At 43.4% G+C, this 22,096-nt stretch carries 23 protein-coding genes; 13 read left to right on the plus strand and 10 right to left on the minus strand.

Translation table 11 applies throughout. From position 1 onward, the window contains the following. Window positions 1-143 precede the first annotated feature (143 nt). Window positions 144-500 carry a 50S ribosomal protein L20 gene (gene rplT, locus B2575_RS08315; RefSeq protein ID WP_025651520.1) on the minus strand — a complete coding sequence of 119 codons (357 nt, stop codon included), beginning with the start codon at window positions 498-500 and terminating at the stop codon, window positions 144-146. Window positions 501-650: 150 nt separating this feature from the next. Next, window positions 651-848, minus strand: coding sequence for a 50S ribosomal protein L35 (rpmI, locus tag B2575_RS08320; RefSeq protein ID WP_010197866.1), 198 nt, complete (start codon window positions 846-848; stop codon window positions 651-653). 598 nt (window positions 849-1,446) lie between these two features. Between rpmI and B2575_RS08325 the strand changes: the two genes are divergently transcribed. The 7 genes from B2575_RS08325 (at window position 1,447) to B2575_RS08355 (ending at window position 7,758) form a co-directional block, all read left to right on the plus strand. Continuing rightward, the gene (locus B2575_RS08325; protein WP_198329999.1) at window positions 1,447-1,890 is read left to right on the plus strand and encodes a thioesterase; all 444 of its coding nucleotides are present in this window, start codon (window positions 1,447-1,449) and stop codon (window positions 1,888-1,890) included. Between the two features lie 113 nt (window positions 1,891-2,003). After that, window positions 2,004-2,858, plus strand: a complete 855-nt coding sequence (gene hisIE / locus B2575_RS08330; RefSeq protein ID WP_296241193.1) for a bifunctional phosphoribosyl-AMP cyclohydrolase/phosphoribosyl-ATP diphosphatase HisIE — start codon at window positions 2,004-2,006, stop codon at window positions 2,856-2,858. Between the two features lie 188 nt (window positions 2,859-3,046). Then, a complete protein-coding gene (gene tatA / locus B2575_RS08335; RefSeq protein ID WP_045445916.1) occupies window positions 3,047-3,289 on the plus strand; it encodes a Sec-independent protein translocase subunit TatA in 243 nt (80 codons plus the stop codon). Between the two features lie 41 nt (window positions 3,290-3,330). Then, window positions 3,331-4,026 (plus strand): Sec-independent protein translocase protein TatB, encoded by a 696-nt coding sequence (gene tatB, locus B2575_RS08340; protein WP_296241196.1) that lies wholly within the window; start codon window positions 3,331-3,333, stop codon window positions 4,024-4,026. Then, window positions 4,026-4,910, plus strand: coding sequence for a twin-arginine translocase subunit TatC (gene tatC, locus B2575_RS08345; protein WP_296241199.1), 885 nt, complete (start codon window positions 4,026-4,028; stop codon window positions 4,908-4,910). The genes tatB and tatC overlap by 1 nt, the downstream gene beginning before the upstream one ends. Before the next feature lie 218 nt (window positions 4,911-5,128). Then, window positions 5,129-6,628, plus strand: coding sequence for a UvrD-helicase domain-containing protein (locus B2575_RS08350; protein ID WP_055125342.1), 1,500 nt, complete (start codon window positions 5,129-5,131; stop codon window positions 6,626-6,628). A 104-nt stretch (window positions 6,629-6,732) separates the two neighbouring features. Continuing rightward, window positions 6,733-7,758, plus strand: coding sequence for a tRNA dihydrouridine synthase (locus tag B2575_RS08355; RefSeq protein ID WP_296241204.1), 1,026 nt, complete (start codon window positions 6,733-6,735; stop codon window positions 7,756-7,758). A gap of 58 nt (window positions 7,759-7,816) precedes the next feature. Here the strand turns inward: B2575_RS08355 and B2575_RS08360 are convergent, their stop codons facing one another. Continuing rightward, window positions 7,817-8,242: an MAPEG family protein gene (locus tag B2575_RS08360; protein ID WP_055125344.1), complete on the minus strand. Its 426-nt coding sequence runs from the start codon at window positions 8,240-8,242 to the stop codon at window positions 7,817-7,819. A 14-nt stretch (window positions 8,243-8,256) separates the two neighbouring features. Then, entirely contained in the window at window positions 8,257-8,670 is a 414-nt protein-coding gene (locus B2575_RS08365; protein WP_055125345.1) for an OsmC family protein, read from the minus strand. A gap of 519 nt (window positions 8,671-9,189) precedes the next feature. On the opposite strand from B2575_RS08365, the gene B2575_RS08370 reads away from it, so the two are divergent. Then, entirely contained in the window at window positions 9,190-9,711 is a 522-nt protein-coding gene (locus tag B2575_RS08370; protein WP_045452438.1) for an RNA pyrophosphohydrolase, read from the plus strand. 96 nt (window positions 9,712-9,807) lie between these two features. On the opposite strand, the gene B2575_RS08375 is transcribed toward B2575_RS08370, so the two are convergent. From B2575_RS08375 to B2575_RS08385, 3 genes are all read right to left on the minus strand, one after another. Further along, a complete protein-coding gene (locus tag B2575_RS08375) occupies window positions 9,808-10,902 on the minus strand; it encodes an NAD(P)-dependent alcohol dehydrogenase (RefSeq protein ID WP_296241210.1) in 1,095 nt (364 codons plus the stop codon). 232 nt (window positions 10,903-11,134) lie between these two features. Continuing rightward, window positions 11,135-12,067 carry an NRDE family protein gene (locus tag B2575_RS08380; protein ID WP_296241213.1) on the minus strand — a complete coding sequence of 311 codons (933 nt, stop codon included), beginning with the start codon at window positions 12,065-12,067 and terminating at the stop codon, window positions 11,135-11,137. 78 nt (window positions 12,068-12,145) lie between these two features. Then, window positions 12,146-13,777: a DUF4139 domain-containing protein gene (locus B2575_RS08385; protein WP_296241216.1), complete on the minus strand. Its 1,632-nt coding sequence runs from the start codon at window positions 13,775-13,777 to the stop codon at window positions 12,146-12,148. 277 nt (window positions 13,778-14,054) lie between these two features. Between B2575_RS08385 and lgt the strand changes: the two genes are divergently transcribed. The 4 genes from lgt (at window position 14,055) to B2575_RS08405 (ending at window position 16,903) form a co-directional block, all read left to right on the plus strand. Then, the gene (gene lgt / locus B2575_RS08390; RefSeq protein WP_087813630.1) at window positions 14,055-14,939 is read left to right on the plus strand and encodes a prolipoprotein diacylglyceryl transferase; all 885 of its coding nucleotides are present in this window, start codon (window positions 14,055-14,057) and stop codon (window positions 14,937-14,939) included. Between the two features lie 80 nt (window positions 14,940-15,019). Then, window positions 15,020-15,904 (plus strand): thymidylate synthase, encoded by an 885-nt coding sequence (locus tag B2575_RS08395; protein WP_296241231.1) that lies wholly within the window; start codon window positions 15,020-15,022, stop codon window positions 15,902-15,904. Window positions 15,905-15,968: 64 nt separating this feature from the next. After that, window positions 15,969-16,538: a dihydrofolate reductase gene (locus B2575_RS08400; RefSeq protein ID WP_296241218.1), complete on the plus strand. Its 570-nt coding sequence runs from the start codon at window positions 15,969-15,971 to the stop codon at window positions 16,536-16,538. Window positions 16,539-16,549: 11 nt separating this feature from the next. After that, window positions 16,550-16,903 (plus strand): energy transducer TonB, encoded by a 354-nt coding sequence (locus B2575_RS08405; RefSeq protein WP_201502842.1) that lies wholly within the window; start codon window positions 16,550-16,552, stop codon window positions 16,901-16,903. Between the two features lie 69 nt (window positions 16,904-16,972). Here the strand turns inward: B2575_RS08405 and uvrC are convergent, their stop codons facing one another. Next, window positions 16,973-18,817: an excinuclease ABC subunit UvrC gene (gene uvrC, locus B2575_RS08410; RefSeq protein ID WP_296241220.1), complete on the minus strand. Its 1,845-nt coding sequence runs from the start codon at window positions 18,815-18,817 to the stop codon at window positions 16,973-16,975. Window positions 18,818-18,959: 142 nt separating this feature from the next. Continuing rightward, window positions 18,960-20,486 carry a DUF3360 family protein gene (locus B2575_RS08415; RefSeq protein ID WP_045452432.1) on the minus strand — a complete coding sequence of 509 codons (1,527 nt, stop codon included), beginning with the start codon at window positions 20,484-20,486 and terminating at the stop codon, window positions 18,960-18,962. A 515-nt stretch (window positions 20,487-21,001) separates the two neighbouring features. On the opposite strand from B2575_RS08415, the gene B2575_RS08420 reads away from it, so the two are divergent. Beyond that, complete coding sequence (locus B2575_RS08420; protein WP_198330012.1) at window positions 21,002-21,559, plus strand: DUF4442 domain-containing protein; 558 nt, start codon at window positions 21,002-21,004, stop codon at window positions 21,557-21,559. Between the two features lie 275 nt (window positions 21,560-21,834). On the opposite strand, the gene rplS is transcribed toward B2575_RS08420, so the two are convergent. Then, window positions 21,835-22,096 (minus strand): 50S ribosomal protein L19 (rplS, locus tag B2575_RS08425; RefSeq protein WP_296241224.1); only part of this gene is annotated, 262 nt, incomplete at its 5' end.

A 22,096-nucleotide genomic window follows, 5' to 3' on the forward strand; every position in this document is an offset into this window, starting at 1 on the left:
AGATAATGTGATATAAAAAAAGCCACCGACCAGCGGTAGCTTTTATTAATATCATACTATTAATCAATATTATCCCTGTCCATATAGATAACTACTTGTAAATTCTGACTAAACAAGCAGCAACCCTAAAGGAAGGTTAATATTTATGCTAATGCCGCTTTTGCTTTTTCAACCAACGCTGTGAAAGTCGCTGCATCATGCATAGCGATGTCAGCAAGTACACGACGATCGACAGTGATGTTAGCCAATTTCATGCCATTGATAAAGCGGCTGTAGCTTAAACCGTTTAAGCGTGCACCAGCATTGATACGTGCAATCCAAAGACGACGGAAGGTACGTTTTTTGTTGCGACGGTCACGATAAGCATATTGACCAGCTTTGGTCACTGCTTGTACCGCTACGCGGTAAACACGTGAACGGGCACCGTAGTAGCCTTTTGCGCGTTTTAGGATTTTTTTGTGACGACGATTCGCCTGTACACCACGTTTTACACGGGCCATAAATTACTCCAAGATTTCTTTAATCATTATTAAACGAATCACGATGTCATCGAATAGTAGACATCGCTATCAGATTGCAAAGTCAGATATTTTTAATCTAGTCGCTATAAATTAAACAGCGCTTAATTAAAGCTAAATGACGATAGCCTACTAGATGTATGGGCACATGCGACGAACTGCTGCTTCGTCAGACTTGTCCACCATCTTTAGACCGCGCAACTGGCGAATACGCTTAGCTGATTTCTTGGTCAAGATATGGCTTTTGTTTGCTTGCTTACGCTTGAAGCCGTTCGCTGTTTTTTTGAAGCGTTTAGCTGCACCGCTTCTGGTTTTCATCTTAACTTTCATGATGATTTGCCTCTTTGTCTTTGATAGAACCTGGTCGTCAAATAGTTAATAACGAATAGTGGCTGTAAAAACACCCACTAAACCTCTATTTGCCTCGAGGTGGGAGGCGGTATTTTAGCAGATAATGCACTGTTTTGCCAAGGAAACTTTTACGCCTCGCCTAGGGCGTGTCCTCAATCTGAACGAAAGCAAATAAATGGACTAAAAACGGTTAAATTCTGCCAAGCTAAGTCAAATAGCTGGTTCATATCTCGATATTATTTGCGCTATTTTCCTTGTTTGACGGCAATTTATCTCATTCTTATCATCATTTTTAAAATGAGGACACGCCCTAGTAGGCATGACAGTGGATAATGGGTATGAGCCCATTTATAAAGATTTTAGTCAAAATACTCATAAAACTGCGGATTCACCGCCAAATAGATTGAATGTCAGCTTAAGCTGTGCTTAAGTAGAGACTGAACCTTACTATAAGCTGAGCATTAATAATACAGAGTTATTTATCACACTTATCGAGCGTCTATCGTACGATGATGACGCTACCAACCTACACCATGATTAGCAGCACTCATAGCCTGCAATCAATCTAGGAGATAACGTGTCAAAACAAGAATTAGACTTTGATAACGACATATTTGTCTTTGAAACAGTGATGCGTGTGCGTCATATTGAGCTTGATATGGCTCAGTACCTGACGCTCGAATCATTGACGGCGTTGCTATGTGAGGCGCGGCAAAGATTTTTTTACTCTAAAGGTATTAAAGAGATCGATGCAGATTATCACGGTTTAATTATCGATGAGTTACAACTAATTATTGTCAGTCGCATACGGGCGCGTGAAGAGCTATTATTTGAAGTAGGCGTTGAACCGTTATACGATAATGGTGGCACTATAGTGATAAAAATTACCCGTATGCATACTGGAGAAACAGTAGCCAAGGCGCGGCAGCATTTTGTCAATTATGACTTTCGCCTCAATAAATCCATTGCGCTTGATAAAATTATGAAAGAAGCGCTGTACCCACATCTCTACAGGATTTGATATTGAGGACATGCCCTAACGCCAACTGCTTTTTTATTCAGACCATAAATAGAATCCGTTACGATTCATTTATTCCCCTTTGATTTCTATATAAACAAGAAGACAGATATATTATGACTTTACCTGCTTGGCTGGCTGCCATAAAATTTAATGATGATGGTTTGATTCCTGCAATTGCTCAAGATCATAAGTCTGGGCGTATTTTGATGATGGCTTGGATGAATGCCGAAGCACTACAGTTAACTGCGCAAACGCAGACAGCGGTTTATTTTTCGCGCTCACGTGCCAAATTGTGGCATAAGGGCGAGTCATCGGGTCATACTCAGACCGTACATGATATTCGCTTGGACTGTGATGCAGACGTGATTGTACTTAGTGTCACTCAGGCTGGCGGTATCGCTTGCCATACTGGTCGCGAGTCTTGCTTCTATCAGCGTTTAGATTTGTCGGGCCAAACGCCGGAATGGCAAACCGTCGATAAGGTATTAAAAGACCCTGCTGATATTTATCATTCAAGCGATGCAGAAAAAGCCACTCCTGAAACTAACGAGACGCAGGCTCACGATGTAATCCCTTCAGATGCCAAGCACAGTCACCATGACAACGAAACTACCAATCGCTCTATTTTGCAACAGCTTGACGGTGTATTGGCAGAGCGTAAACAAGCGGATGCTGATAGCTCGTACGTGGCAAGCTTATACGCAAAGGGTTTAAATAAAATTTTAGAGAAAGTTGGCGAAGAAAGTACTGAAAGTATCATTGCCGCCAAAGATTTTGCCAATTGCGACGAAAATAGCAATAAAGCGCAATATGATGACGCTCGTCACGAGCTCATCTATGAGGTGGCCGATGTCTGGTTTCATACATTGGTTGGACTGGCGTGGTTCGATATTGAGTCGGATGCGGTATTAAATGAGCTAGGTCGACGTTTTGGTCTATCAGGTATCGATGAAAAGGCGGCTCGATAGTTTCTATAAGCTTGGCGCTTGCCCTGTTTGATTATTGTTGATTTCACCTTTTTGTCACAAGTGCAGGTTATAATATAGCTCTGTTTTACTTCGCATTGTATGTCGAAGCTGTTTATTGAGTATAACGATATTCGAAACACCCAAAGTAGGCATACAAAGACTGAAAACCAAGACACAAGGATACCTTTATGGGTAGTTTTTCTATTACGCATTGGCTGATTTTATTGGTGGTAGTGGTAGTCGTATTTGGCACCTCAAAGCTTAGAAATGCTGGCAAAGATTTGGGCGGCGCAGTCAAAGGCTTCAAAGAAGCGGTCAAAGACGAAAATACTGAGCATGCTAAAAAGCATGTAGTGCTCGATCATGATGGCAATGCACACACTGAAGAGCGCCCAACAACCACCAAGGTTGATGACACACATAATGTATAGCCTCTAGACAGTGACCTTTTAGACAGTGACATTGGAACATTATGTTTGATATCGGCTTTTCTGAACTACTCCTCTTTGGTGTTATCGCCCTAATCGTCTTGGGCCCAGAAAAACTGCCACAGGCAGCGCGTACCGCTGGGCAGTGGTATGCCAAAATTCGCCGCACGGTATCCACCCTGCAATCTGAAATCGAAGCTGAACTTGATTTGGCAGAGACCCGCCAGCTTATGCAAAAAGAGCTTGCCAAAATTCGCCAGACTGAAGCAGATATGAGGCGTGAGATGGCGGAGATGCGCGGCAGTATGCAAGAGTTTGAATCCTCGCAAAACCAGAATTTAAAAGCATCGCGTGATTCAGGCGATGACAATACGCCTAGACAAAGTAGTCAAGCCAGTAGTGAGAATGATGATAATCGACCAGTGCAGCCAAAAGCGTTTGACTACGCCTATGACAGTAATAGACAGGCTGAGAAACCAGAAAGCCCTGAGCAGTCATCGGCACAAGGCGATAATGATAGTCTAAAAACTGACTGTGGTGATAACGCCAATCCAGTGTCTCAAACCATCACAACTAGACCGTGGGAAAATATGTGGTTTCGTCTTGGTGCTTATGATAAAGCGCGTCGTTTGCCGCAACCGCCCTACTTACCAAATTATAAAGCCGATATCTTACTAAACAGCCATATAGACAGTCCTTTACCTAAACAGGCTTCTGTTAATGAGCAGGAGAGTCATTAGTGGGCTTATTTAAACGTAAAAAAAGCCGTCAAGAAAAAGTCGCGGATTCAGATATCGAGACCTCAACAGCTACCATTGATGGTAATGTCGATAGCAATACTGAGGACTCTGGCGATATTCTAAGCTCACTTGGCGATATGCCAATTACTGAGCATTTGATTGAGCTGCGTCGTCATTTGATTAAGATATGTGTTGCCGTACTGGTAATATTCTTGGCTTTGGTCGGATTTTCACGCGAGCTCTATGATTTTTTGTCCAACCCATTGGTTGCCCAGTTGCCTGCCAACTCAACGATGATCGCGACGGATATCACTTCCAACTTTATGGCACCGATACGCCTGACTGTTTTTGTCGCTGCATTCTTTGCAATGCCCTACATTTTATATCAAATCTGGTCGTTTGTCGCACCCGGTTTATATAAGAAAGAGAAAAAAATCGCCATTCCCGTTTTGATGTCCTCTATATTTTTATTTTATGCGGGTGTGGCTTTCTCTTATTTTATTGTCCTTAAAGGCGTTCTCAAATTTTTTATTATGTTCGCGCCGCAGAACGTCTTGCCGATGACCGACATCGATAGTTATTTAAGTTTTGCACTCAAACTCTTTATGGTCTTTGGTTTAACCTTTGAGATTCCAGTCGTCACCTTGCTATTGATATTGACGGGCGTCGTCTCCATTCAGAGCTTAGAAGATAAACGCCGTTATATTATTGTCGGCTGTTTCGCCGTTGCTGCGGTGGTGACGCCGCCTGATGGGGTGTCGATGTTGATGCTCGCCATTCCGATGTGGTTGTTGTTTGAGCTAGGATTATTTTTAGCGAAAATTTTAATTAAAGAAGAGCACAGTCCTGCCTTAGCAAGCGATACAGGGTTAAATAAAGAATAACATCACTAATCAGACACTTATTCCAAAAACAGCCAACGCGCTAATCTGTTACTATAACCTGCTTATTTCTACCTTTATTTTCTATCAGTTTTTTTATTATTGTCATGTGCACTTGCAAGTATTTTGCAAGTGCACATGATGAGTCAGCCATTGTCTATGCAGTGGCTTTTTTTACCCCCGTCATTTTTGATCCGTTTTACTCTTTTAGGTAATTTTTTATGTCCGCATCTATGCCAGCTTATATGAGCGATCCCACTGATGAGCAGCTGAGCGCGCTCAACATGGCGATGGATCACAAGTCATTTAAAGTAGTGGCTTATGCGGGTGCTGGTAAAACGACGACCTTAAAACTGATTGGTGAGCGTTTGCGTGGACGTGGCTTATATTTAGCTTTTAACAAGACGATTGCCAATGATGCTCGCTCAAAGTTTCCACCGCATGTGGAATGTCGCACCTTTCATTCGCTTGCTTATCGGCATGTCGCCCGCGATATCACTGCTAAGCTGTCGTTGCCGCGTTTTTCACCCAAGCGTTTGGGTGATGATTTGGGTTTGCAGCCCGTCCAAGTACGTCGGCAAATGGATGGTATAAACAAATATATTACTCTCACCCCAGCCCGACTATCGCGATTCGTCAGTGATGCTGTCAGCAATTTTTGTAGTACCCATGCCAGTTATCCTGCCCCTAGACATATATTGTTTCCCAGCTGGCTCGATGATTCTGATGCCGAGCAGCTGCGTGAAATGCTCTACCCTGCTGTTGAGCAGCGCTGGTTACAGTCAATTGATGCACGCCATCCTGCTGGTATCGGGCATGATATTTATCTTAAATTGTGGGCATTATCGAAGCCTAGTATTCCCGCTGATTTTATTTTGTTTGATGAAGCCCAAGATGCCGATCCCTTGATGATGGGAATTTTGACCCAGCAGCCACGGCAAGTGATTTATGTGGGTGACGCTCATCAGCAGATTTATGAATGGCGCGGCGCAGTCAATGCGATGAAAAAACTACCCTTACCACAAACCTTATTGACCCAGTCATTTCGTTTTGGCGAACCAATTGCTGAGATTGCCAATACTTTGCTCAAAGCATTGCAAGAAGACGTCCCGTTAAAAGGCAATCCTAATAAGCAATCTTCTACTGATAAGGGTATGGTACATAGTAAAAAAGATGCCATCCTTTGCCGCACTAATGCCGCCGCAATGTCGCAATTATTGACTGGATTAAAATTGGGACACCGCGTGGCGCTACAAGCCGATACCGATCGTATGCTTAAATTTTGTCAGGCAGCCGAAAATTTAAAGAATGGTAAATCGGCGTACGGTGTACCTGAACTGGCGTATTTCTATAATTGGGGTGATGTGCAAGAGTATTCTGAAACCAATGAAGGCAGTGATCTAAAAACACTGGTGAAACTCGTCGATGATCATGGCACCAATGTCCTGAGCCAAGCGGTCAATAGTCTCACCAGTATCGAAAATGCTGACTATGTTATCTCCACTGCACATAAGGCGAAAGGGCTCGAATGGGGAAAGGTACAGCTGGACGATGATTTCTATTATGATGTGACGACTAATGCGGTCAAAATAAGCCCTGAAGAGTTGCGTTTGCTCTACGTCGCTTGCACACGTGCCCAGAGCAATTTGGACATCCATAATATTAAAGACTTGATATCTGGTTTGCAGACAGGCAAAAAAGTGATTTTTGGTAATACTTAATTTTCCTCAGTTAGTCACTCTCTGTATTTGCCACTCTAAACCTCTAGCCTACCTGTCTTTATGGCAATCCTTTAATAGTACCCTTTTAGCAGTGAACAACAAGCATGAATACTAATCAGCAACTTCAAATACGTCAAAATACCATCCGTCAGTTATTCGCCAATCCCGTCCGCCTCCTTGCACCAATGGAAGGCTTGACCGACCCATTAATGCGGCAAATTCTCACGCAAATTGCATCAGACTTGGGTCGCCCTTATGATTGGTCGGTTAGCGAATTTATCCGTGTGACTCAACACGTATTGCCTGCGCATGTATTTTATAAATACGTTCCAGAACTGCGTCATGATGCCAAGACTGCCTCTGGCACGCCTATTCATGTCCAATTGCTTGGTAGTGAAGCGCAACTCATGGCAGAAAATGCTGCTTATGCTGCCGCGCTTGGTGCGCCGGCGATTGACATCAACTTTGGTTGCCCTGCCAAGACGGTCAATAGCCACCGTGGTGGTTCAGTATTATTGGATGAACCCGAAACCATGTATCAGATTATCAGCGCTGTGCGGCAAGCTGTTCCCGTTCATATTCCAGTATCAGCCAAAATTCGTTTAGGTTACACCGATACCAGTCGTATGGATGATATCAAAGCTGCGATTAGCGACAGTGGTACTGATTGGCTGACCATTCATGCGCGGACCAAAACTCAAGGCTATAAGCCGCCAGCCTATTGGGACAAGATTCAAAGTTTTAATGGGTTAGATATTCCAGTCATTGCCAACGGTGAAATATGGAATGCAGAGCACGCGCAAAACTGTATGACGCAAGCTGGTACAAAACATTTGATGTTAGGTCGCGGCGCGGTTACCCGTCCAGATTTGGTTGCTCGTGTTGATTGCGGTTCAGATGATGCCCTGCTAAGTGCGGCAACGTTGTCGTGGGAAGCGATGGTCACCCATCAGATAAGATTTTTGGAAGGTCAGGCTAAAACTGAAGTTATCTTGGTTGGTCGTTACAAGCAGTGGTTAGCAATGCTCATCAAAGGCTATAGCGAAGCAAAAGTTTTATGGGACAGTATTAAAAGAGAAAAAAATAAAGCAGCTATCATTAGTGCACTGCAAGCCAGTGTGCGCCAATAATAGCTGCTTTTATCTTAAAGCCAATCTGTTTTAAAACTAAGCTGTCTAACGACTAATATTAAATACTCACTCTAATCGCTAAATAGAATAGCATCAAACAACAGGCAATCGATAACACCCAAAGTATGGAGCGAAACGTCGCCAAATTAGTAATATAAGCCACGCAAAAACCGATACGAATCAGCACGTACAACCAAGCCAGTATATTGATAATCGATTGTGGTACAAAGAATAACATCGCCGTTAAAACAGCCGCCAAAAATATTGGCAAAGTTTCATAGCTGTTTTGCTGGGCAGCGTTAGCACGTGCGGCCGCGCCCGTCGTACCTTGTAAAAAATCACGTGGATGGGCATTGTCAGCCAAATTAAAGCCGCCAATAGCTTTCGCTGTCAATGCCATGGCAAGCGGTAGTAAACTTGCTATGACCATCGCCCAAATGGCGGACGCTGCGGTATCAGAGACTAATTCCAGAAGTGCATTCATTAGTATACTTGCCCCTACCCTGCAATCACTTCGAAATCATGGGTGACGTTCACCCCACCTTGTACCAACATTCTACTGGCTGAGCAGTATTTTTCTGCGGACAGTTTTATGGCCTTCTCTACTTGGCTTTCTTTGACATCTTGACCTGTCACCACAAAATGCATGTGAATGTCAGTATAGACAGCTGGTACAGTTTCAGCACGCTGAGCGGTAAGCTCACAACGTACGTCTGTCACCTCTTGGCGCGATTTTTGTAAAATCGCTACCACATCATAGCTAGCACAACCACCAAGCCCCAATAGAATCAGCTCCATCGGACTTGCGCCTTTTTCTTTATCGGCATCGATCTGTACATTATGCCCTGATGGTGACACGCCCATAAATGCTTTGTTTTCTTGCCACGTTACACTTGCTTTTGACTCTGACATCTTGACCATTCCTTATTTTAATTAGCTCGTTGCCCGATTTTTATTTTCTGGCAATATGTTTTACTTGGCTAGTGTAGCATAAGCCAATGGCACATTTTATCGAGCCCTTATCATCCAAAATCATTATCATTATGAATGGCTCACCTATTTGTCTTTTGCAGCCTTATTTTTAATTAAACCTTTTTACTAAAATTTTCTTAGCAGTGAATTCACATTCATACACCGCCTACTGTTTATTATTCAAACCTACCCTCTTATAGTTCGAACCTATCTTTGCAGTAAGATTCCCCAAAAAACATTACAAAAGTTTAATTATAACTGGTTGATTTTAAACAGTTAAGCTCGTGAAACATTTTATAGCAAAATACTGTTACACATTTTGCTTGTTTCTTGGTTTAATAACGGTAATGAATCTTATTTTGACCTAATATCGACAACCATCACCTTATAATAATTATGATTGCTGTCACGGTTCTAGCTCAAAATAAGCTATTTTAAATAAATTAAAAAGGTTTAATCATGATAGATGCAGACGGCTTTCGCGCCAATGTCGGCATCATCTTGGCAAATACACAAGGGCAGGTTCTGTGGGCAAAACGTATTGGTCACAACGCTTGGCAGTTCCCACAAGGCGGTATCGACCGTGGGGAGACGCCGATGGATGCGATGTATCGCGAGCTCTGGGAAGAGGTCGGCCTGCATCCGCGTCATGTAGACTTATTGGCAGTGACGCAAGATTGGTTGCGTTATCGTCTGCCAAAACGCTATGTGCGGCATGGACAGCACCCTTTATGTATTGGGCAAAAACAGAAATGGTTTTTGCTACGCTTAGATGAGACGAACACTCAACATATCCGCTTTGATGAGGGCAAACCAGAATTTGACCATTGGCAATGGGTCAGTTACTGGTATCCACTTGGACAAGTGATTCATTTTAAACGCGGGGTATACCGCCGTGCCTTGCAAGAGCTAGTGCCTGAGCTACCTCTAAGACAAGAGCTGATTATTCCTGAACAAGACAATCACTTGTTGATAGGATGAACTGACATTTTGATTAAAAGTAACACGTAATAGAAGAGCCTGTATCCTTTAGATGCAGGCTTTTCTATTGTATAGCGATTATATCTTGCGAAATAATTATGGCTTGATAGCAATTTTTAGTACGCCGTCACGCTGATGCATGAACAAGTCATAGGCCTCTACGATATCATCCAAGGCATAGGTATGCGTCACCATCTCTGATAAATCCACTCGACCAGACTCGATGACATTCATCAGTCGGCGCATACGCTCTTTACCTCCTGGGCAGAGAGCCGTTCTTATCGTATGATCGCCAAGACCAGAGGCGAAATGAGCCATTGGAATGACTAAATCTTCAGAATACACACCCAAGCTTGAGAGTGTACCGCCTGGTTTTAATATTTTGAGACATTTCTCGAACGTAGACTGTAAACCTAACGCCTCGATACTGCTATCCACCCCGCGACCACCAGTGATTTTCATGATCTCATCAACCACGTCAACTTCCGTGAAGTTTAGAGTAATATCTGCTCCCAGTTTCTTTGCCATGGCCAAACGTTCATTATTGCCATCGACAGCGATAATCAGTGACGCGCCTTTAATCCTTGCTCCAGCAGTAGCGCATAAACCGATAGGGCCTTGTGCAAAGATAGCAACCACATCACCAATCTGAATATTGGCGTTTTCTGCGCCTTTGAAGCCTGTCGACATAATGTCAGGGCACATCAACACTTGCTCATCCGTCAGTCCATCTGGCACTGGACATAGATTGGCCTGCGCATCTGGCACTAGCACATACTCTGCTTGCGTACCGTCAATGTGATTACCAAAACGCCAGCCGCCTGTGGCTTTATAACCGTGACAAGAACATCTACCATCTGCATCAAGATAGCCACCGTCTTGTGAAGGGAAACCATCTTGACTGGCATAGGAGGTAAACGTTGGGCAAATGGCGCCAGCAATGACTCGCTGCCCTTCTTCATAGCCCATGACTGTGCTACCAAGCTTTTCAATGATACCTACTGGCTCGTGACCAATGGTTAAGCCTTTTGCAACGGCATACTCACCTTTAAAGATATGGATGTCAGTACCGCAAATGGTCGTGGTCGTAATTTTTATCAAGGCATCATTAGGGCCTACATCGGGGATTTTTTTATCTACAATTTCAATTTTACCTGGTTCAATAAATATCAGTGATTTCATCATGCTCATTTCACACTCCTTGTTTTATAAACATTTACTCAACTGGTATGAACTTTAGTGACATCTATATTTATATTACGCCATATACGTAGTAATTTAAAGTAAAATCCATTCTTTAATAAAGGGATTGGTGATTTTCTCTTGTTCGATATTAAAACTGTAGTATCAAACTTCTCATGGAAATTGTACGTGAGCCTCATTAAGAGTAGATGAAAAAGCTAATAGATGAAAAGCCTATAGGCTACTTATGACTATCATGCTGACATTCTTTATAATTATCATGCTGACACTCTCGGCTTACTAATCTAGCAATATCATCCACTGCTGAATCTGCCAACTGAGAATGACATTTCAGGGTTAAAATGCTTTGGGTACGTGTCGCATAAGTGGGCAAATTATTTTGCGTATGATTAAAAGTGACAGGCTCTATATAAATAGAAGACAGAATCTGCTCAATCTCAACAGCCACTCCAGTCTCCGGCAGCTTATCCACTGGCGCTTGCGTATTGTCAGACAGTACCGCAAAGGCAGCTTCTTGCCAGTACTCAGGTTCGCTATTCTCAGCGATTAGTGGCAATACTTCTTGGCGCAGCCTGCCTCGCAGCTTTTCAGTTTTAAACCAGCTATCATCAGGCTGACCATTGGAAATGACATGCAGTCCTGCATATAGTGGCATAGGAGCATGACCACGATTATTGACAATAACGGCTTGTGTCATATCACCAATAATGAGATTGAACCCAGCATAGTTTTGCAAACTAATCTGCCGTGCAAACTCCATCGGGCTGATATCACTGGTTAAGAAATCCGTGACTAGCGCCCCGCGTGAGCGCTCATCAGAGCTTGCCTGCACGCCATCGCGAAAATTTAATACCGCAGCCCAACGTCCGTTTTGCTGATAATACTCTTTAGGCGCTTGATGACTGTATTGATGACTGTATTGATGACTGTATTGATGACTGTATTGATGACTACCTTGATGATTGGCTTGATGGGGCTGTTGATGAATACCTAGCCAAGTACCGCCACTTTGTACATCGCGTCCTGCAAAAACAGGCTTATCTTCCCATTGATGTAGCAGTTCTGTCGGACGCTGCAAAAACTCATCGCGATTGGACAATAACACCAAAGGCAGCTCATCAAACAGTTGCCAAGCGATGGCGACAATACACATAAGACTCCTAATTTTACTAAAAATATGCTTAGCAAACAGCCAAGCTTGATTTAAGTGTGAACTTAGTTCACTGACAAATTAGTTCACTGATAAGTTTTTGCTAGCAGGATAACTAATCTGAGAGGTCGACTGTATGACTTTCGATTGTTTACTTGGTAAATCGAACTCCCACGCAACCATACCTTTATTGTCATTCCAGTCACGCTCAGTCACTGGCGGTGTATGAGTGATGGTTACTTTAAGACTATCGTCGCGGCTAATCGGCTCACTGCCTAATACTTGTAAATGCATAGGTCGGTTGTGCTGATTGGTAAATTGATACGCTTGTGTGTTAGTCAAGGTTTGCGTGCGATTGAAAGCGCCTTTATCACCCTGCTTATCTTCATCAGCTATCTGCTTTACGATGGTATTAGGGTCAATACCAAAACCGATACCTTGCTCTTTGAGCGCTTGATAATTATAGCGCGCCTGCCCGACATAATTATCATCACGGTATAGCTGTAGCGAACCATCTACCCAAGCTGGTGTCAAGAACGGTGCAGATGCATACCAATAGCCAGCTGCCTCCACACTCGGCGTACTACGAATCCATAGCTTGCTGCTGCCCGACTGCTCATCAATGACTGTCCGTACGCGCCTGCCATCGCTTGGAATACTAATACGCTGTGGCAAGCGGTATTCGGTAATGCCGTTTTTATTCTGACTGCTAACGGTAAAGCTTGGCAGTGGCTCCATGTTAGGTGTCGAGGCACCGCCATAGCTGTCTCTTGCAGATACCACAACAGGCATGTTTTCCGCCATAGGTGGTACAGATATAGTCCGGTTTTCTCTATCTTCTTCATATAGCGAGAAACGCTCTACACGAGGTAATTGGCTGGTCGTGTTTTGATTGGGATTGACAGAGCTTAGCGTCAAAGGAACATTGAGCCAGTTTTCTCCTGTCTGCTGGGCAATAACCGCAGAGGCAATGATATTTAATTGCTTGGTTTCAGTATTCAGCCTTGCTTGATACGTTGGCTCCCAACCTGCGCCGCGTACTTGATAGTGCAGTTTCACACTGCTTGGTACTCGACTGGCAGTACGTACACTCACTTGAGTCACACTATTTTGAGTGGAAGTCGCGCTGCCCGCCATTAGTTGGTTGAGCGCATCTTGCGCACGGGCTTGGCGCTGCTGAATTTCTAGTATGCGTTTATTGATACTGACCGCTTGGGTTTCCAGATCGCGCGCATTATTGGCAAGCGTGCCATCTGTACTGATTTGCGTGACCTTGGTTAAATTCTGCAAGTAAGCTTTAGCTAAGCGTGCCGCTTCTAACTCAGCATTGATAACTGCCAAATTATCTTGCTGTGTCTGCACTCTCGCCTCACCTTGATACTGACACTGTGCTGCTTGCTCATCGCTTAAAGTCTCGATACTGACTTCACCAATATTGATGCCTTTTGCTGCTTGTACGCTCACACTGTCTTTATCGATATAAGGGGACAGACAAGAAAAAACCAGTGTCTGCTCACCGCTACCATTGATTGGTAACGCACGAGTCACACTAGCTAAGCCCTGATAAATGGTCACTTGCTCAATACTACTGTTCACTGCCTGAGCAGGAGTCAAAGCTAAAGCCGCTAAGCTAAATAAACCCAGTTGCATCAACTGTTTTTTAGAGGGTAAAAAATTAGGTAGTATTGCTACTTTTGATAACTTAGCTTGCATAATCATTCCTTAAAAATACGGTTAATCCATTAATACGATGCATTAGCGCAAGCGCGCAATATCTAACGCTTCATTAAATATAATGATGCAATATTTATGATGGCATTTATTTTCAGCAACTTTTTTATATCTTAGCGGTTTTCTGGCTTTCTTTCTAGATGTTACCCGTAGCAGATAAGTTGTTACCATGAGATGAGCCTCACCGTAATTTGGTATGCCTCACTGGCTATTTTTGCTATTATGAGCAGCATTCTATTACCAAATTTATGATGCCCTTATGATGATACATCCTCAGTACGATCCTGTAGCGCTGTCTTTGGGTCCAGTAGAAGTGCACTGGTATGGCCTAATGTATTTGTTGGCATTTGCCGCCGCCTTTGGTCTGGCTTGGTATCGCAGCACCAAACGTGACAATTGGAACACTGACATGGTGTCCGACTTGGTATTTTTTGGCGCACTTGGCGTCATTTTGGGCGGTCGTGTCGGCTATGTATTGTTTTATCAATTCGGTGAATTTTTACAAAACCCCGCTTACCTTTTCAAAGTCTGGGAAGGCGGCATGTCTTTCCATGGCGGCATGATTGGTGTCTTACTGGGCATGTTATATTTTGCCCGTAAGTATAAAAAGACCCCGTTTCAGGTGCTGGACTTTATCGTTCCTTGCGTGCCAACAGGCTTATTATTTGGTCGTATTGGCAATTATATCAATGGCGAGCTATGGGGCCGCGTCTCTAACGGTGGCTACAACTGGCTTACCTACTTCCCGCAAGCGGCTGCTACTGATATGCAGCAATTGCAAACCAACCCTGAGCTGCAAGAGTTGATGCTTGAAGTAAATGGGCAGTATTTGCTACCTCGTCATCCCTCACAGCTGTATGAGGCACTTGCCGAAGGGTTATTATTATTCCTATTCCTATGGTGGTACTCATCAAAACCGCGCCCACGTATGGCAGCATCGGCAGTATTTTTATTGGGCTATGGCATCAGCCGCTTCATCATTGAGTTTTTCCGCCAACCAGATGCTGACCAAGGATTTGTATTACTAGGTTGGATGACCAAAGGGCAGATACTCAGCGCTCCCATGATTATTATTGGTTTCATTATGCTGGTATACGCTTACAAACGTGGTATCTATGACTGGGGTAAGCAGTCGGCTTATTAAGCAATAATTCACATCAAGCAACCTGTTAAAAAACAATACAACTATGCGTTTTAATAGCGTAGAAGAGCAATTTTATGACCATGAGCAACTCCACTACTAGTAACAACAAACAGCGTAAAAATGAGCAAGCCTATCTAGATTTGCTGCATCTTGTCCTCACTGAAGGCACTGAAAAAGGCGATCGTACTGGCACTGGTACGCTCAGCCACTTTGGTGCGCAGCTACGTTTTAATTTAGCTGATGGTTTCCCCTTATTAACCACCAAAAAAGTCCACTTTAAATCTATCGTCTATGAGCTATTTTGGTTTTTAAGTGGTAGTACGCATGTTGATTATCTACAAGCCAATGGCGTACGCATTTGGAATGAGTGGTCAACGGCTGAACAGACGGCACGCTTTAACCGCCCTGCTGGTGATTTAGGCCCTGTCTATGGTCATCAGTGGCGCAATTATGGCGCAAGCCAGCGTGAAGATGGGAGCTACAATAACGATGGTGTCGATCAAATTACCCAAGTCATTGAGCAAATAAAAACCAATCCCAATTCAAGACGTTTGATTGTGTCTGGTTGGAATCCCGGTGAAGCAGATCAAGTTGCGCTGCCGCCTTGTCATACGCTATTTCAGTTCTTTGTGGCGGATAATAAACTGTCATGCCAGCTCTATCAGCGTTCAGCAGATTTATTCCTAGGCGTGCCATTTAATATTGCCAGTTATGCCTTGCTGACCCATATGGTCGCGCAAGTATGCGGATTAGAAGTGGGCGAATTTATTTGGACAGGTGGCGATTGTCATATTTATCAAAACCACCGCGAGCAAGTTGAATTACAGTTGACGCGTGAGCTTTATAAGCTCCCAACGCTGACGCTTAATCCTGATGTGAAAGATATTTTTGCTTTCAAATATGAAGACATTAGCGTTGATGGTTACGAGTCGCATCCTGCGATTAAGGCAAAGGTTGCAGTCTAGCCTTTGTCTGATTGACTGATTTAAATAAGCTTAAAATTGTAAAAGATAATAAAAAGGATACGTTATGAGTTATGCCCACACCGAAGTTGCCCAAATCGCAGCTATCAGTAGCAACCGCTGTATCGGCAAAGATAATGAGCTACCGTGGCATATCTCAGCAGATTTGCAGCATTTTAAAAGCATGACGACTAAACAAAATGACGGTGCGATCCAAGGTATCGTCATTATGGGTCGTAAGACATTTGAATCCATGGGCAGCAAGCCTTTGCCAAAACGCGTGAGCTTCATCATCAGCAGCCAGCTAGATTATGCCGAACAAAAAGGTTTGGTCGGTAAAAGCAATGTTTACTTGGTGCATAATTTAGATGATGCATTAACGCAAGCGGCAAGTCTGGCACATGGTGCGCATCTGGATACTATTTGGGTAATTGGTGGCGAGCGCGTTTTTAGCGATGCGTTGATGTATACCGATCGCATTGAGCTGACCCACGTCGATACTGAGATTACGGATGGCGACGCTTTTTATCCTGAATTGCCAAATGAGTTTGAAGTGGCCGAAGAATCTGAGAAAATGCATGATGAAAAAAGTGCACTAGATTTTAAATTTGTGACTTATAAAATAAAAGCAGACTAGGTCAGCTGGTTATGAAACTACTACCCTTTATCTTTACTGGCATATTACTATCGGGCTGTCAGAGTCTAGCGATAAGAGAGCCTGTTATTAAGCCTGCTGAAATATTGCGTCAACCTCAGTTCACAGTTCCACACAGAGCAGCTAGACGTTTGAAAGCTGGTGAGGAATATGAAGTTGTCCTGAGCATGTTGATTGATAAATCTGGTCAAATTAGTTCCATTTCTGTTACTGAGTCATCAGGCGTCGTGTCATTAGACCGAAGTGCTCTACGTGATGCTAGAAAAATGATATTCAAAGCCGGTACTAAGGATAATGAGGTTATTACAACAAAAGTTACTGTACCCATTACCTATGTAATACATTAGAAACTGTTTACCCTACTACTAAAAATTTAGACAGACAGACAGATAGATAGGTAGGTAGAATGTAAACGCCTACTCGTGCAATACTTTATAAACCGTTTTTGCAAGTACTGGCCCAATACCTTGCACGCCTGCCAATTCTTGCTGCGATGCACCGAGCAATTGTTGCAATCCGCCAAAATGATTGAGTAAATCACGGCGGCGCTTTTCACCCAGCCCCGGAATCACCTCTAATACTGACGATGAACGGCGCTTATCACGCTTCTTACGATGCGCCGTAATCGCAAAACGATGTGCCTCATCGCGAATATGCATCAGTAAATGCAGCGCCTTGCTATCCATCGGTAAATCTAACGGCTCATGATCGATAAAATGCAGCACTTCAAGCCCAGCCTTACGTCCTTCGCCTTTTGCCACGCTAATCAGCAAAGTATCACCAAGAATACCCAGCTCGGTTAGCACTTCTTTGGCGATGCCAAGCTGCCCTTTACCACCATCAATCAGCAACAAATCAGGCAATGGCTGCTTTTTATAGCGCCGTGTCAGCACTTGTTTCATTGCGGCATAGTCATCACCACCGACAATGTCATGAATCGCATATTGACGATAATCACGGCGACGCGAGCCACCTTGGTCAAAGACTACGCAGCTACCAATGGTCGCCTCGCCCATCGTATGGGAGATATCAAAACACTCTATGCGATCAACGGTTCTATCAGTGACGTCCGCTAAGACATCTTTTAAGGCACCAAAGCGCGCATGCAGCTCTAAATAGTCGCCCAGCTTGGTTTTTAGCGCATTATTGGTATTGAGTTTGGCTAAATCTAACCATTCGGCACGGTGCTCACGGACACTGGTTTTGATCACGACTTTACTGCCAAAATGGCTCGCTAGCGCTTCACTGACCGCCACTTGATCCGGTAATTCATGACTCAACATGATTTCGGGTGGCAAGTCATCCGTCACCTGAAAATAAAATGAAGTAATAAATGCCGATAAATTATCAGCAAGTGGCTCGCTGCTATCAACATCAGGGAAGTAATTCTTACCGCCAAGCACACGCCCGCCACGTACGGTCAAGACGTTGACACAAGTCATCCCTGCTTGACTGGCAATAGCAATCACATCCGCCTCGCCTTGCACAGTATAAACAGCTTGCTTGGCTTGTACTTCGCGCAGCATAGACAGCTGGTCGCGATAAAACACTGCCTTTTCAAAGTCTAATTCTTCAGCAGAAGCTTCCATTTTTTCAATCAAAGCGCTATGAATATCGCTAGAGTCGCCTTTTAGGAAACGAATAGTATTATTGACGTCTTCCATATATTCTTCAGGCGATACCAAGCCCACGCAAGGCGCACGGCAGCGCTTAATCTGATACTCAAGACAAGGACGCTTACGTTGCTTAAAAAAAGTATTGGTACATTGGCGCATTTGAAACATTTTCTGCATCAGCACCAGTGTCTCTTTGGCAGCATGAGCAGAGGGGAAAGGACCGAAAAAGCGACCTTTTTGGTGATTGCCTTTACCGCGACCATAAGCCAATCGCGGGTAAGGCTTATCTGCTGAAATAAACACATAGAGATAGGATTTGTCATCGCGCAACAGTACGTTATAAGGCGGACGATATTCTTTAATCAAGTTTTGCTCGAGCAATAACGCTTCGGTCTCACTACGGGTAATAATGGTTTCAATATTATGTATCCGTGCCACTAGCGCCCGTGTTTTTGGATGGTCAATGGTTTTAGCAAAGTAGCTGTTCACACGGCTCTTGAGTGACTTGGCTTTACCGACATATAAGATATCGCCATTTTTACCCAGCATCTTATAGACCCCTGGCAAATTTGGCAGGCGCTGAATTAAATGCTTAAGACGGGCTTTCTTGTCATCGATGGGACTCGATTCTGAGACATTGACCATAGAATTTATTGCTCTTAAAAGTCTTATAATACTGCTAGTTATGGGGCGGGAGTCATTGTTTTACAAGCCAATTATTATCATAGCATCACCCATAAAAAAGCCAACACTAAGGCTGACTTTTTCGTGGATAAGTAAGATGTTATTAATGACGAAAGTTAGCCATCAATGCCGGAATACCCGGTAGCATACCAACGATAGCCATCACGCCAGTCAATACCACAAACATAATACCCGGTATGATCCAGCGGCTCATTTTAGTCAAATTGGCGCTACGTTCTTTAGAGCCAATCAAGCCTAAGTTATCGAGCAACAACGTGAGTGACCAACCAAAGGCAGGATTCACCAATGCAGAAGCAAAGACTACAATCGCAGCAGACTGCGTGGTTTTACCTTCACGAGTCATTTCCATACCAGCTTCAAGCAGTGGAATAAACACCCCAACGATCAAGGCCACACACATCACTGGCTGCCAGATAGCCAAATCCATTGGATAACCCCAGACACCTGCAATGATACAGAATAGAGCCGTCAATAAGGCACCGGCAGGAATTGGACGTTTGGCAATCGCTGCTGGAACAATATAAGTGCCCCACGATGACGCAAAGTTAGCACCGCCCAATACAGAGCCGACGACCTGACGAAACGAAGCGCTGGTCATTGTGTCATCGATATCCATGAGTACCTTTTCAGTACGTTTAGGATAGCTGATTTTTTGAAAGACCTGATGGCCTAAAAAATCTGGTGACCACATCGCAACCGCCAGAATAGCAAACGGCAGTACGACAATGAAGCTTTCAACCGTCGGTAATCCTAACATCCAACCTGTGTTTTCTCCCCACCAATACATTGGATTCATATTTGGTAAGCCTGGTGCAGTTTTGAACTCGAAGGGCGCACCCAATGCAAAAGCGAGACCACCACCTAAGACACAGCTTAGCGGAACCGCAAGCCAGCGTTTTTGCCAATGCTCAAGTAATGCATATAACAGGATAGTAGCCAAAATAATGAAAAAGGCAATATGCGACATGCCAATACCTTCTGCCCAAGCAAAGAGGTTTTTGACCTGTGAGGTGGTACCGATAAACCCTAAGTAAATCAAGAGGCCACCGCACACGCCTTTACTGGTCAAGTTTGCCAGCAGACTGCCCCCTTTACTGATTGCCAATAGCAAGCCGAAGGCACCGATGAGCAGACCAAAGGCCATGGGATGGCCGCCAGCGGCCACGACAATAGGAATAAGCGGAATAAGGGGGCCGTGAGTACCTGCAAGGTTGGCTGTCGGGAGTAGAAATCCTGAAAATAAGATGATAAAAAATGAAACGATTAATAGCTCATAACGAACGTTTTCTAAAACAAACGCATCGCCCAAACCAAGTGGACCTGCAAATGTTGCCGCAATAGCACCCACCATAACCACTTTACCAATCGTCGCCGCCATTGCAGGAATCGTATCTTCATACTCAAAGCGATAATCACGAAACGGCAAATTGGGACGCCAACGTTTTGGCTGCATGATTTGTAGTTCATGATTTAGATAAGCGTCACGACTGTCAAAGCTTGCGCTTGGTTTGTGTAAATCAAGGTAGCTACCTGATGGCTCGCTGTCGTAATTAGATGGATTTGATGACTGCTGATTAGACCCTGAAGAAGGGATCTGAGTGTTACTCATCACATTTCCTTATGTCGACTGAGGCTTTATTTAACTGATAATTTGATAGTGAAATTTAATGTGACTAAAGCGTCCATTAAAAATTGCAAGCCATTGTATGACATAAGAACTCGAAATGCGAACTTAGAACCACTCAAAAAGTCCATACACTATTATAATATATAAATTAAAGTTTCCACTTAATACAAAATTGAACTTAATAGAAAACCATGAGGAAAAAACACACTTAATATAGGCTTTAAATTAGAATAAACGACCTTTTTCTTAATAATTATCTGTATCTAGATATTTGTTATCACATAACTAAATATTAAAGATAGCTATAATAAATAGTTTATTATAACTTTTAAGTAACTATAGAAAATCCATGTCAGTTACGCTTTAAGCCTAGCGGTTTTTATATTTTTTACTTATGATAAATGCCCTTTCGTGACTGCTCTTTGATAGAAGTACACTAAAAAATTTGACTCAAACGGTATCACTAAAAAATATAAAAGAAGCAATAGGACGAATTTATGAGTTTGCTACCTACCAATTTTGAAACGCTAAAACGCAGAGCCAAACAAAGTATCATGCCGTTATTGACACCCCACCTACTGAAGCTGCGTATCAACACTTATGCACCGTACGTAGGCGCTGGTATCAGAATCGATCACCTCAATCTCGATCAAGGTTTGTGTGTGGTAAGTATGGGGCTGAATACGCTGAACAAAAACATCGTGGGCACTCAGTTTGGCGGCAGCCTGTATTCGATGGTAGATCCATTCTATATGATAATGCTGATGCACCAACTGGGCAGCAGTTACGTGGTCTGGGACAAAAGCTCACATATTGAGTTTATTGCTCCTGGTAATAGCAAAGTCACTGCGCGCCTAAAAATTCCTAGCAATGAAATCACCACGATTCAGGAATTAGCAAAAGACGGCGAGCCAGTATTTCGGGAATACCAAGCAGATATCGTCGATGATCAACAAAAAATTATCGCTACCGTCACTAAGACACTCTATATACGCTTGCGTAAGTACAGCAAATCTAAAGACCAAAATAGCCGTATCGAAAATCTCGATGGTTAGAACTTTAAAGGCAATTTTTAAAACGTTTCTCTAGATTTGTGATTTAAAGCATATTAATTAAAGCGCATTAATTAAAACAACAGAAACAAAAACCCCAATCTGGCATACGCACAGATTGGGGTTTTGTCTTTTTTGGTACTACCCGCTTATTTATATGATAAACCTATGAATAAGGGCTTGTATCTGGCTTTTCGCTATTGCCGAATCGCATAATAGACGGTTCAGCAATAAAGCAATATTAAGCACAATGCTTAAAAGCAGATACTGGATATAATCTAAGCGTTAGCTTTTGGCTTAACAGCTTTAGGTGCACGCGGAGCAAGCTTTTCGCGGATACGTGCTGATTTACCAGAGCGCTCACGTAAGTAGTATAGTTTCGCACGGCGAACAGCGCCACGGCGTTTCACTTCGATGCTATCGATGATTGGTGAATGCAATTGGAATGCACGCTCAACGCCAACACCGCTTGAGATTTTACGTACGGTAAACGCTGAGTTTAAACCGCGGTTACGTTTAGCAATTACAACGCCTTCAAAA

This window comes from Psychrobacter sp. UBA6739 (genome assembly GCF_002453835.1).
Lineage (GTDB): Bacteria > Pseudomonadota > Gammaproteobacteria > Pseudomonadales > Moraxellaceae > Psychrobacter > Psychrobacter immobilis_A.